The sequence below is a fragment of the Aliiroseovarius sp. CAU 1755 genome (genome assembly GCF_054482655.1).
The window spans coordinates 1,386,803-1,399,381 of record NZ_JBTLRH010000001.1 but is presented as its reverse complement, the minus strand read 5'-3'; the positions used below and the strand labels follow the sequence as shown (position 1 = coordinate 1,399,381).

At 58.9% G+C, this 12,579-nt stretch carries 14 protein-coding genes; 13 read left to right on the top strand and 1 reads right to left on the bottom strand.

The features are described 5' to 3' along the window. Window position 1: 1 nt before the first annotated feature. Window positions 2–796, bottom strand: coding sequence for a helix-turn-helix domain-containing protein (locus ACXYMP_RS06960; protein ID WP_458905217.1), 795 nt, complete (start codon window positions 794–796; stop codon window positions 2–4). 361 nt (window positions 797–1,157) lie between these two features. Between ACXYMP_RS06960 and pcaF the strand changes: the two genes are divergently transcribed. From pcaF to ACXYMP_RS06895, 13 genes are all read left to right on the top strand, one after another. Further along, a complete protein-coding gene (gene pcaF, locus ACXYMP_RS06955) occupies window positions 1,158–2,360 on the top strand; it encodes a 3-oxoadipyl-CoA thiolase (RefSeq protein WP_458905215.1) in 1,203 nt (400 codons plus the stop codon). Window positions 2,361–2,362: 2 nt separating this feature from the next. Beyond that, on the top strand, window positions 2,363–3,355 hold the full coding sequence (paaA, locus tag ACXYMP_RS06950) for a 1,2-phenylacetyl-CoA epoxidase subunit PaaA (RefSeq protein ID WP_298569634.1): 993 nt from the start codon (window positions 2,363–2,365) through the stop codon (window positions 3,353–3,355). 11 nt (window positions 3,356–3,366) lie between these two features. Further along, window positions 3,367–3,651: a 1,2-phenylacetyl-CoA epoxidase subunit PaaB gene (gene paaB, locus ACXYMP_RS06945; protein WP_298569637.1), complete on the top strand. Its 285-nt coding sequence runs from the start codon at window positions 3,367–3,369 to the stop codon at window positions 3,649–3,651. Continuing rightward, window positions 3,651–4,421: a 1,2-phenylacetyl-CoA epoxidase subunit PaaC gene (gene paaC, locus ACXYMP_RS06940; protein WP_298569640.1), complete on the top strand. Its 771-nt coding sequence runs from the start codon at window positions 3,651–3,653 to the stop codon at window positions 4,419–4,421. The genes paaB and paaC overlap by 1 nt, the downstream gene beginning before the upstream one ends. Next, window positions 4,421–4,882, top strand: a complete 462-nt coding sequence (paaD, locus tag ACXYMP_RS06935; protein WP_298569643.1) for a 1,2-phenylacetyl-CoA epoxidase subunit PaaD — start codon at window positions 4,421–4,423, stop codon at window positions 4,880–4,882. The genes paaC and paaD overlap by 1 nt, the downstream gene beginning before the upstream one ends. 20 nt (window positions 4,883–4,902) lie before the next feature. After that, window positions 4,903–5,967: a 2Fe-2S iron-sulfur cluster-binding protein gene (locus tag ACXYMP_RS06930; protein WP_458905211.1), complete on the top strand. Its 1,065-nt coding sequence runs from the start codon at window positions 4,903–4,905 to the stop codon at window positions 5,965–5,967. A 23-nt stretch (window positions 5,968–5,990) separates the two neighbouring features. Then, window positions 5,991–6,749 (top strand): Phenylacetic acid catabolic protein, encoded by a 759-nt coding sequence (locus ACXYMP_RS06925; protein ID WP_458905209.1) that lies wholly within the window; start codon window positions 5,991–5,993, stop codon window positions 6,747–6,749. A gap of 38 nt (window positions 6,750–6,787) precedes the next feature. Next, the gene (paaZ, locus tag ACXYMP_RS06920) at window positions 6,788–8,815 is read left to right on the top strand and encodes a phenylacetic acid degradation bifunctional protein PaaZ (protein ID WP_458905207.1); all 2,028 of its coding nucleotides are present in this window, start codon (window positions 6,788–6,790) and stop codon (window positions 8,813–8,815) included. Between the two features lie 13 nt (window positions 8,816–8,828). Then, a complete protein-coding gene (locus ACXYMP_RS06915) occupies window positions 8,829–9,602 on the top strand; it encodes a hypothetical protein (RefSeq protein ID WP_298569655.1) in 774 nt (257 codons plus the stop codon). 356 nt (window positions 9,603–9,958) lie between these two features. Then, complete coding sequence (locus ACXYMP_RS06910; protein WP_458905204.1) at window positions 9,959–11,116, top strand: tyrosine-type recombinase/integrase; 1,158 nt, start codon at window positions 9,959–9,961, stop codon at window positions 11,114–11,116. Window positions 11,117–11,171: 55 nt separating this feature from the next. Next, a complete protein-coding gene (locus tag ACXYMP_RS06905; RefSeq protein WP_458905202.1) occupies window positions 11,172–11,849 on the top strand; it encodes a hypothetical protein in 678 nt (225 codons plus the stop codon). A gap of 107 nt (window positions 11,850–11,956) precedes the next feature. Next, window positions 11,957–12,169, top strand: a complete 213-nt coding sequence (locus ACXYMP_RS06900; protein ID WP_458905200.1) for a helix-turn-helix transcriptional regulator — start codon at window positions 11,957–11,959, stop codon at window positions 12,167–12,169. A 138-nt stretch (window positions 12,170–12,307) separates the two neighbouring features. Next, window positions 12,308–12,523: a hypothetical protein gene (locus ACXYMP_RS06895; RefSeq protein ID WP_458905198.1), complete on the top strand. Its 216-nt coding sequence runs from the start codon at window positions 12,308–12,310 to the stop codon at window positions 12,521–12,523. Window positions 12,524–12,579 lie beyond the last annotated feature (56 nt).

The following is a 12,579-nucleotide window of genomic DNA, read 5'->3' as shown; positions in this document are numbered from 1 at the left end:
CCTAGCAGACCTCGCTGATCAACAGGTCTTGCAAGTGCGGCGCCAGATCGGCGACGGGCTTTCCGCCGCGCTGACGCAAGCATTCCAGCAATCGACGGTCTTGCGGCAGGATTTCCAGCGCGCACCGCTGGATGCGCCCGACCTGAGGGGAAACAGGACGGCCAAACATTGTGACGCCCGGATAAACCGGACGCGTCGCCAAAAGCGGATGGTTGAAGAAGCTGAAAGAGGCACGATCTCCATTCGCCAAGAAGGTATAGGCGATCAAACCATCAGCCAGTTCGACCATCAAAGACCGAATTTCGTGCCGATCAACCCGCTTTGTCGTTCCGGTTTCAGTGCCATCCAGCCCTTTGTCGCTAAACCCACGCAACACCGTAGCCCCTGACATCTCGAAGATGCGCACCGTGTAGCTGTTGGCCCATCCCGACCGGCTCGACGAGGTCTGCCAGTAGGTGTGAATGCCAGAGGGCGGTGGATTGCGGCGCACCAAAAAGGTCGGGTCATTCACCAAAAACTGGTTGAGCTGCTGCATCGAGCTTTTCTCAGCCACGGCATCGGCCTCGCGGATCTGGTCCAGCGGCTCTAGTATGATGCGCCCGTCGACACCGAAATAGCTGCAAATGCGGTGCAGCACTTCGGGGCGTGGGTTGGTCTGCCCGCTGAGGTAGCGATTGAATTGCGTTCGGTTCACTCCGATGGCGCGGCACAAACTCGCCACCCGAACACCGCGTTCAGCAACCAATTGCCTTAGGTTCCGCGAGAAGGTCGCATGAATTTCACTAGCGCTTGGCATGCATCTTCCCCTGGCGCGCCATTTTTGGTTTCGCGTCAAACACCCTTTGTAATCGTCCTGGACAACGCGACTGTCCCGCCGCTTTTGCACCAAATACAACCTGCAGTTAGCCACCCCCGGCACCACACAGTGCCAAGCAGGACGAGTCGGCTTTTCTTCCTTTGAGCGTATAGAAGTATGCCCACCAACCTCAAGGTGGTATTTTGGGTCATCTGCGTCGTGTTTTGCGCTGTGGCGTTACGCGATCAGGCGAGAGCCTGAAAACCCGTAACATATGGCTTGTCGCGAATCGCCACGCCGAGTATTGTCGACCAAACGGTCAGCTTTAGTTGGCGCCGCTTTTTGGGTTTGGGAGGACCACATGGACGCATTGATCTGCGACGCAGTTCGCACCCCCATCGGACGATACGGTGGTGCCCTGTCGCTCGTGCGCGCCGATGATCTGGCGGCCCTACCCATTGCCGCCCTGATCGCACGAAACCCGGATGTTGACTGGGCCTCGGTTGATGATGTGATCTATGGATCAGCCAATCAGGCGGGTGAAGACAACCGCAACGTGGCCCGCATGGCAGCACTGCTGGCGGGCCTGCCGGTGGACGTGCCCGGCACCACGATCAACCGCCTGTGTGCCTCCGGCATGGACGCGGTGGGCATGGCCGCGCGCGGGATAAAAGCGGGCGACTATGATCTGTGCATCGCTGGCGGCGTTGAAAGCATGAGCCGCGCGCCTTTCGTGATGCCCAAAGCGACCTCCGCCTTCACCCGCGCCAATGCGGTCTATGACACCACCATCGGCTGGCGCTTTGTGAACCCGAAGATGGACAAGATGCACGGCACCCACTCGATGCCGCAAACCGCTGACAATGTGGCTGAAGACTACGCCGTAAGTCGCGAAGATCAGGACCTTTTTGCCGCACGCAGCCAAGCCCGCTGGGCGGCCGCACACGAGGCTGGGAGTTTTGCGGACGAGATCATTCCCGTGACGATCCCGCAGCGCAAAGGTGACCCGATTGTGGTCGATACGGACGAACACCCGCGTCCCGGCACCTCGGCCGAGAAGCTGGGTGGCCTGCGCGGCGTGAACGGCCCGGACCTGACGGTCACGGCGGGGAATGCGTCGGGCGTAAATGATGGGGCGGCGGCGATGTTGATCGCGTCCGATTCCGCCGCTGCAAAGAACAACCTGACCCCAATGGCGCGCGTTATCGGCATGCAAGCCGCTGGCGTGGCCCCGCGCATCATGGGCATCGGCCCTGTGCCAGCAAGCCGCAAGGTGTTGGCAAAAGCAGGTCTCACCATCGACCAGATGGATGTGATAGAATTGAACGAAGCCTTTGCCGCACAAGGTCTTGCCACCTTGCGCGAATTGGGCGTCGCGGATGATGACCCGCGGGTAAACCCAAATGGCGGCGCAATCGCGCTTGGCCACCCGCTTGGCATGTCGGGCGCGCGCCTTGTTTTGACGGCGGCTTATCAACTGAAACGCACAGGCGGGCGCTATGCGCTGTGCACGATGTGCGTGGGCGTGGGCCAAGGTGCGGCCCTCATTCTGGAAAGGATCTGACGATGTATGCTCAATTGGTGAAAACCGCAGGCACTGGCGTTAAGACCCGCGAGGAAATGTCTGATGAAGAACGGAATTTTCAAGATCGCGTGGATCGGGATGAGAAGATCGAACCGAAGGATTGGATGCCGGACGACTACCGCGCGACGTTGATCCGCCAGATCGGCCAGCACGCCCATTCCGAGATCGTCGGCCAATTGCCAGAAGGCAACTGGATCACCCGCGCACCCACGTTGGAGCGCAAGGCGATCCTGTTGGCGAAGGTGCAGGACGAGGCCGGTCATGGCCTGTATCTCTACGGTGCGGCTGAGACGCTCGGCGTTACCCGTGATGAGCTGACCGAAGAATTGCTGTCGGGCCGGATGAAGTATTCCTCTATCTTCAACTATCCCACGCTGAACTGGGCCGATATTGGCGCGGTTGGCTGGCTGGTGGATGGGGCGGCGATCATGAACCAGGTGCCGTTGCAGCGGACATCCTATGGCCCCTATTCCCGCGCGATGATCCGCATTTGCAAGGAAGAAAGCTTCCACCAGCGCCAGGGCTACGACATCATGATGAAGATGGCCGCAGGCAACGACGCCCAGCGCCGCATGGCGCAGGATGCGCTGAACCGGTTCTGGTATCCGTCGCTGATGATGTTCGGCCCGTCCGACAAGGACAGCGTTCATTCGGCCCAATCGCTTGCGTGGAAGATCAAGATCGACACCAATGACGAGCTGCGCCAGCGCTTTGTTGATCAGACCGTGCCGCAGGCGAAATACCTTGGCCTGACGATCCCGGATGAGCACCTGAAATGGAACGAGGACCGCGGTGCGCACGACTTCTCGGAACCCGACTGGACCGAGTTCTTCAACGTCATCAAGGGTAAAGGCCCCTGCAACGTCGAACGGATGGAAGCCCGCGTCAAAGCTTGGGAAGACGGTGCATGGGTGCGCGACGGGCTTATGGCCCACGCCCGCAAGAAAACCGCTGCCCGAACAGCCGCTGAATAAGGAAAGATCACATGTCCAAAGAATGGCCCCTCTGGGAAGTTTTCATCCGCGGTCAGCACGGGCTGAGCCACCGTCACGTGGGCAGCCTCCACGCCCCGGACGAAGAAATGGCGATCAAGAACGCCCGCGACGTCTATACGCGCCGCAACGAAGGCGTGTCGATCTGGGTGGTCGAAGCGCGCCACATCGCGGCCTCAAGCCCCGAAGAAAAAGGCCCGCTTTATGAGCCGTCGAACTCGAAAGTCTATCGTCACCCGACCTTCTTCGACATCCCTGACGACGTGGGGCATATGTGATGGCTGGAAAAACGAACGACGACGCCTTGTTTCAATTCCTGCTTCGGATGGGCGACAACAGTCTGATCCTTGGCCACCGGGTCAGCGAATGGTGCGGCTTGTCGCCTGTGTTGGAAGAAGACATCGCACTGGCCAACACCGCGCTGGACCTGATCGGTCAGACGCAATTCTGGCTGGGTCTGGCGGGCGAGGTTGAAGGCAAGGGTCGCACGGCTGATGATCTGGCCTTCCTGCGCGACGCATGGGATTTCCGCAACGTGCTAATGGTCGAACTGCCCAACGGCGATTTCGGCCAGACCATGATGCGCCAGTTTCTTTACGACGCATGGTCGCAGGTCATGGTCGGTCGCCTGATCAAGAGCGGTGATAAACGCATCGCTGATATCGCCGAGAAGGCCTCAAAGGAAGTCGCCTATCACGTCGAGCGGTCGGCTGACACCGTGGTTGGTCTTGGTGACGGGTCCGAGGAAAGCCACGCAAGGATGCAAGCCGCGATCGACTACCTCTGGCCTTATGTGGGCGAGATGTTTGACGGCGACGAGGTTGATGCGGCCATGGTCGCCGCCGGCATTGCCCCCGATCCCGCGTCCTTGCGCGAAGAATACGACGCGCTGGTGAACAAGGTGCTGTCTGAGGCCACCCTGAAAGTGCCGACAGACGTGTTCCACCACAAAGGCGGGCGCACGGGTTATATGCACACCGAACATCTGGGCCACCTTCTGACCAGCATGCAGTGGCTGCAACGCGCTTATCCCGGTGCGACCTGGTAATGGGCCAGCCCTCGGTTGATACGATCTGGGACTGGCTCGACCAAGTGCCCGACCCCGAGATCCCAGTGATCTCGCTGGTCGATCTTGGCATCATCCGGGACGTGCAGTGGGAAGGTGACATGTTGAATGTCACCGTGACGCCCACCTATTCGGGCTGCCCCGCGACCACGATCATCAACCTTGATATTCAGACCGCGCTGCGCGAGCACGGGATCGAAAAGCTGACGCTGCACCGACAGCTTTCCCCGGCCTGGACCACCGACTGGCTGACCGATAAGGGCAAGGCGGCGTTGGAGAAATTCGGCATCGCCCCCCCATCGGCCAAGGGCGAACCGGAACGCTGCCCCAATTGCGGTGGTCACGATCTGGAACGCACCAGCCAGTTCGGCTCGACCCCCTGCAAGGCACTGTGGCGTTGCCGCGACTGTCTTGAACCTTTTGACTATTTCAAGTGCATCTGACTGCATTGAGGAGACCCAACATGGCGCGCTTCCACAGCCTTACCGTGACCGACATCCAGAAAACCATCCGCGACGCGGTGGTGGTGACGCTGACTCCGGACGATCCTGAGGCCTTCAACTATACCCAAGGCCAATATCTGACCTTCCGCCGCGACTTCGACGGGCAGGAATTGCGCCGCTCCTATTCGATCTGTTCGGGGCTGGACGATGGCAAGCTGCAAGTTGGCATCAAACGGGTCGATGGCGGCGCGTTCTCGACTTGGGCGAACGAGGACTTAAAGCAGGGCGACACGGTTGAGGCCATGTCTCCCATGGGCAACTTCTTCGTGCCCTTGGCGCCGGATCTGGACCGCCACTATCTGGGCTTTGCGGGGGGGTCTGGCATCACACCGGTTCTGTCGATCATCAAGACGACACTGGCACGCGAATCGAATGCGCAGTTCACGCTGGTCTATGCCAACAAGGCCATCACCACGATCATGTTCCGCGAAGAGCTGGAAGACCTCAAGAACCGCTATATGGGGCGCTTCAACGTGATTCACATCCTTGAAAGCGACGCGCAGGATATCGACCTGTTCACCGGGCTGGTGGACGAAGCGAAATGCGCGCAACTGTTCAAAAGCTGGATCGACATCAAAGCCGTCGACACGGCCTTCATTTGCGGCCCCGAGCCGATGATGCTGGGCATCGCCCGCGCGCTGCGTGATCACGGGCTGGATGACGCGCAGATCAAATTCGAACTGTTCGCCTCGGGCCAACCCGGTCGCGCCGCCAAGAAAGCCGCCAGCAAAGCGGCAGTGAAAGGCGACGCGATCGATGCTGTCGTCGCGCTGGATGGGGCCAGCCGGTCCTTCACGATGGACGCCGAGACTTCGATCCTTGACGCGGCCTTGGCCAACGACATCGACGCGCCTTATGCTTGCAAGGCCGGGGTCTGTTCGACCTGTCGCTGCAAGGTCATCGAAGGCGAGGTCGAAATGCTGACCAACCACGCGCTCGAAGATTACGAGGTCGAGAAGGGCTATGTCCTGTCCTGCCAATCCTACGCCAAATCGGCGCGCGTCGTCATCGACTACGACCAGTAACCCCCAATGGAACGGAGACCGCTATGTCTGAGATGAGCATCACCGACTATCTGGCCCAAGGGGGCGTATTGACCGCACCGGGCAACGTGCCCGCACGCTATCGGGCCGAACTTTTGCGCCTGATGGCCACCTTCGTGGACAGCGCGCTGGCGGGGGCGGCTGGTTTTGCCGATATCGTCAACCAAGGGCCGGGCATCAAGGAACGCATCGCGGCCTCAAAAATCGTGCTGGAAAAGACGGACAACGCCGACAAGGTGTTGAAGATCATGGGCGAATTTGGCGCCGACACGGCCCGCTATGCCAACCACCATCCGTGGACCGACCGCTTGGCGCGCGACGCCGATATTGGCACCTCGCGCACGGATACGGACATGCGGCTGGCCGTCTTCAACTACCCGCTGGAAGGCTGGTCGGACGCGGTGGTGATGAACCTTCTGATGGGCCTTGCCGTTGGTGTGCAGATGGGTGAATTCAAGCGCGTGTCCTATGCTCCGCTGGCCGAAGCTTTCCGCGCCATTGCGCCGGTTGAGGCGCGCCACGCCGAACTCGCCGCCGAAGGGATTGCCCGACTGATTGAGACTGGTTCCGACATCGCAACACTGCAAACCAGCGTCGATTACTGGTGGCCCCGTGTGGCGGCAAGCTTCGGCAAAGATATTTCGACCCGCGCGGCGCAATTGCAGGCCTTCGGCTTGCGCAACTCAACCAATGCCGAACTGCGCGAAGAATGGGAAGCGGCAGCCGCGACCGAGCTTTCAAAACTTGGCCTAAGCGCGCCCTAAGCCGCCCGCCCCCTGACATTTCCGACGAAGGACAGAGCATGACCCTGATGAAAGTCTCCAGCTTCGCGGCTGGCAAATGGATTGCCCCCGGCGCCAATGCGCGCCCGATCGCCTCGGCCATTACCGGCGCGAAGATCGCCGAAGCCGGTGGGGCAGATATCAACAAGCAGGCGATGCTGGATTATGGGCGCAATGTGGGCGGCCCTGCCCTGCGCGCCATGGGGTTTCACGACCGCGCCAAAATGCTGAAAGCACTGGCCGCCCATCTGGGTGGGCACAAGCAGGCGCTTTATGACCTGAGCTTCGACACCGGCGCCACGCAATCCGATCACATGATCGACATTGATGGCGGCGTCGGCACCATGTTTGTGTTCGCCTCTAAGGGTCGGCGCGAAATGCCGGACGGCCAAATCTATCTGGACGGCGAGATCGAACAGCTGAGCCGCAATGGCACCTTCCTTGGCATGCACATTGCAACGCCGCTGAAAGGCGTGGCCGTGCACATCAACGCCTTCAACTTCCCGGTCTGGGGGATGTTGGAAAAACTCGCCCCGACCCTGCTGGCGGGCGTGCCTGCCATCGTAAAGCCAGCGACCTCGACGTGCTATGTGACCGAAGTCGCCGTGCGCATCATGCTGGACAGCGGCATTCTTCCTGAGGGCGCGTTGCAGTTGATATCCGGTGGCACGGGCGATCTGCTGGACCGGCTTGGCCCGCAGGATATCGTCAGCTTCACGGGATCTGCGAAAACCGCCAGTATGCTGCGGTCAAACCCGAATATCCTGAAGAACTCTGTGCGGTTTGTGGCGGAACAGGACAGCCTGAATGCGTCGATCCTAGGTCCAGATGTCACGCCGGACACCCCGGAATTTGACCTTTTCATCAAAGAGGTGCACCGCGAGATGACCACGAAAGCGGGGCAGAAATGCACCGCCATCCGCCGCATCATCGCACCCGACGCACAGGTTCAAAACGTGATCGAAGCACTGTCCGCGCGACTGGCAAAAACCGTCATCGGTGACCCGCGCGATGAAGCGACCCGCATGGGTGCTTTGGTATCTGCGGGCCAGAAGATCGACGTGCTGGAAAAAGCCGCGGCCATCGGATCGGAAAGCAAACTGGTCTATGGCGACCCGGACGACAACGACTTCGCGGGTGGGGTGGATGCGGGTGCGTTCGTGAAACCAATGCTCTTTCACTGCGAAGACCCCGACACCGCCACGGTGGTGCACGAGACCGAAGCTTTCGGGCCCGTCTCAACCATCATGGGCTATCGTGACATTGCGCACGCCATCGACCTTGCCAACAAGGGCGAAGGATCGCTGGTGGCCTCTGTCATCACAGCCTCCGGCGAGGTGGCGCGCGAGGTCGCGATGGGCGCAGGCGCGTTCCACGGGCGGCTCTATTTCAACAACGCAACCTCAATGAAGGAAAGCACCGGCCACGGCAGTCCCCTGCCCCACATGGTGCATGGCGGCCCCGGTCGCGCGGGCGGCGGCGAGGAAATGGGCGGCGTGCGCGGCGTTCTGCATTACATGCAACGCACCGCCATTCAGGGCAGCCCTGACATCCTGACCGCTATTGGCGGCAAATGGGTGCCCGGCGCGACCGAGATCAAAGGCCCTGCCCACCCCTTCACCCGCAAATTCGGCGATCTGTCGATTGGTGAAACGCTGCACACAGCCTTGCGCGAGGTCACGTTGGATGACATCGAGAAATTCGCGCATTTCACCGGCGACACGTTCTATGCCCACATGAACGATGAGGCCGCGAAGCGAAACCCGTTCTTCCCCGGCCGCGTGGCGCATGGCTATCTGCTACTGAGCTTTGCGGCAGGGCTGTTCGTGGAACCCGACGAAGGCCCGGTGCTGGCAAACACCGGCCTTGATAACTTGCGCTTCATGAAGCCCGTTGAAGCTGGCGACAGCATCGCCGTCCGCCTGACCGTTAAGGCCAAAACCCGTCGCACAGATGAGTATGGCGAAGTGCGTTGGCATGTAACCCTGACCAATCAGGATGACGATCTGGTGGCGGAATACGAGCTTCTGACCATGAACGCCTACTGACATGTGCGCCGGGGTGATCGCTGACGATGTGCAGGACGTTCTAACCCGTATGCGCGGCTCAAGCGATCTGCGGGTCTGGTCGGTGATCGTCACCATCATGGGCGACATGGTGCGCGGACAGAGCGATCAAATAGCCGGGACCACGCTGACTGCCCTGATGGGCGCCCTTGGCATCCGCCCCGAAGCCACACGTGTCGCGCTTTTTCGTCTGCGCAAGGACGGCTGGATCGACAGCCAACGCGCCGGGCGCGGGTCATTTTATGCGCTGACCGATCACGGGTTGGCCGAGACTCTCTCCGTGATGGACCGCATTTATGGCGCCCCACAGCCCGCGCCAGAAACCTGGCATCTTGCCGTGAGCCTTCTGGCCACTGACAGGCTTGGCTGTGAAGACGCCTTGACAGGCCAGGGCTTCGCCGAACTTTCCCCCGGCGTGTTTTTGGGAACTGCGCCTCCAGAACGAAGCGCGGGTCTGCTGGTGTTCTCAGACAGGACGCCGACCTTCCCAGACCAGATCCTGCCCCTGTTGGTGCCAACTTCGGTCCGACACGATGCCCGTAACCTGAGCGACGCCGCAAACCGTGCGCGCAATCTTACCGCGCACGCGCTGCCGCCGCTCGCGAAGGCTGCTTTACGGGTCTTGGTGTTACACAACTGGCGGCGCATCGCACTTCGTCTGCCTGACTTGCCCCTAAAGGCGTTCTGGCCCGAGGCAACACTGCGAGAAGACGTGCACGCTTTGCTCAACCGCCTTGGCCCGATCGACATCACCGCCCTGCCTCAGTGATGCCGTGTCGCATCAATATCCAGGGCCGGTCCAATCGTGGACAGCGCCCAGCCGAATCGACGGGAATACGGTCGCAGCTAGCAGAAGCCCAAGCGACATCGCCTTTGCTTTTCAATAGCTTGCCAGATCTGGAATGGTGCCCCCACGCGGACTCGAACCGCGGACCTACTGATTACAAACGGCCAAAATGGGTTTTCGCCGGTTTTCGCTGCACCGCGCCAAACCGCCATAAATGCATGAATTAAAACAGTTTTTATTGACGCTTTGCACGCCAACCCTACATCATGAACGCCACGAAACGCTGCACAGTGCTTCCGATATGCTTCCGGATTTCGTGTTCAACAGTAGGAGTGACGATGCCAAAACTGACCAAGCGACTTGTTGAAAGCCTATCACCAGAACCCAAAGAACGCATCCTCTGGGATGATGAATTGGCGGGCTTTGGGGTCAGGATCTATCCGACAGGGCGGCGGGTCTATGTGGTGCAATATCGGTTACATGGTCGAACGCGTCGAAAGAACCTTGGACAGCACGGCATTCTAACCGCCGAGGAAGCCCGTAAAGACGCCAAGCTGGTGCAAGCCGACGTCGCGCGTGGGTCTGACCCCTCAGCCGAGCGCAAGGCACGCCTACGCAGCCCCACGATCAAAGAGCTTGGCGAACGGTTCCTGACAGACCACGTGGCGCTGCATTGCAAACCAACGACCCTATACGACTATCGCAACATGCTGCGCGGTGTCGTGAACCCTGTTCTCGGTAGCCTCAAAGTGTCGGAGATTACCTTCACCGATATCCAAGCGTTTCACCTCAAGCGGCGCGAAACCCCGTATCAGGCCAATCGCGGGGTCATGGTTCTATCCAAGATGCTGAACCTTGCCGAGGATTGGGGACTGCGTCCGATGAACACCAACCCAACGCGCCGCATCAAACGCTATCCAGAAGAAGAAAAGAAACGCTATCTGGACGAAACCGAACAGGAGCGTCTTGGCACGGTTCTGGCGAACATGCTGCAAAACGAAGAAATCACCCGATACGTCTTTGCGGCGTTCTATCTGCTATTGTTGACGGGTTGTCGTCTGGGTGAAATTCAAAAGCTGAAATGGGATTACGTCACCCGCACCCATCTGGAATTGCCCGACAGTAAGACAGGGCGGCGGCGCATCCCCCTGCCCCGCGAAGCCCGCGCGCTTCTGGACACATTGGAACGCCGCGAGGGCAACCCCTATGTGATCTTGGGGTCGCACTCAGAAGGCTACTACAACGACCTGCAAAAGCCTTGGCGCAAAATTCGCGAACGGGCCGGATTAAGTGATGTGCGCGTGCATGACCTGCGACACACATATGCATCGGTCGCAGTAATGAACGGGATTGATCCGTTCACATTGAAGGAAATTCTTGGTCACAAGAACTTGTCCACAACTTTGCGTTATGCACACCTGTCAGACGATGCCGTGCAGAAAGCAGCGGGACAGATTGCCAATCGACTTGCAAGTGCGTTGGGAAGTGTGGCGTAACCCATCTAGAATGTAGGCAAGAAATATTCAGCCAATTGAAAGATGTCAGCTTGGAATGAGCTCACGAGAAAAAATTGCCGAACGGGTTTCGGATGAGATTGTCGACAGGCTCCACCAACTCATTGAAGGACAACGTGAAATTCACTTGTTCAAAGATAGGTTAGTGCATTTCTTGACGCGATACGAGCGTTACTTGGCGAATACCCCGCAAGTCACGCGCAAGGAGCGTCGTACGCAAGTTTCTCGACTTCGCGACAAAACTTCGGGATTTTTGAGTGCGCTGGCTGAACTGCACGATGAAGTCATACGCGATTTCGATACCCAGTTGGATCACCTTACACATGATGAAAGATGGGAAGGTTTCGACTTCTTGAACAAGGATCAGGATTTGCCCTCTGGCGATGAGACCTTGAAGCAAGCAAGGGTCGCATGCGAGAGAATTCTCGAAGTATGCCGAGGAGAATTAGATCGTCTAGACACGACCAAAGGTGCAAGAAAGGGCAGTTTGAACCCTTCACTAGATCAAATGCTCGTTGACTTAGCAGCATTGTATGAAACGGAAACAGGGCATTCGGCACGTTCTCATTGCTATCGCGATGAAACTGCTAAAGACGAATTCAACGGAAGATTCTTTCTTTTGGCGAAGGCATTACTTGACGAATTCGTGCCGGGTAGTTTCGGCACGCCGATTGCTCTTGGAAGACGCATTAATCAAGTTCTCCAAGAGGGCTGATTTGTTCCACACCACATAGGGTCTGAAAAAATCCCTATGTGGTGTTACTGGACCATTCCAAAACGCTTCATTGTCACCTCAACGCAACGAGCGACAACGAGGTGAACATGACACGCGCTTATCAACCAAACCAACTTATCGACGAACGCGAAGCCGCGTCGATCCTTTGCTATTCCGTCCGCGCTTTGCAGAACTGGCGGCATCGCGGCGGCGGACCTGACTTTGTGAAAGTGTCCGCCCGGTCGATCCGGTATCGTCGCGCCGATCTGGAAAAGTGGATCGCGGATCGCACGGTGTCCAACACCTCGCAAACCATCTGACATTCAGTTTTGCCCCGCAACAGTTGGTAGCGGTTGCGGGGATTTTGGGGCCGAGAGGCTTTCAAACGGGGCGCGGGGTGTCGCCACCCTGCGCCCTTTCCATGTCTGCCAAAAACGCAAACCAAAGAAAGGGACACCATGTCCAACCAACCCGCCTTCAAGTTCAGGCTTGGCCTGATCACCGCCACCATCTGGAAAAATGACAGCTTCTATTCCGTCGATTTCACCCGCTCCTACAAGGACGGCCAGGGCGATTGGCACAGCACGCAAAGCTATGCCCATCCCGATCTTCTGAACATCGCCAAATGCGCGGAACGCGCCGAGAACTGGATTGCGAGACAGACCAATGACTAAACCGAACCTGAACACCGAACACACCTCACGGCCCCAAAACAAAAGCTACCCCGCCG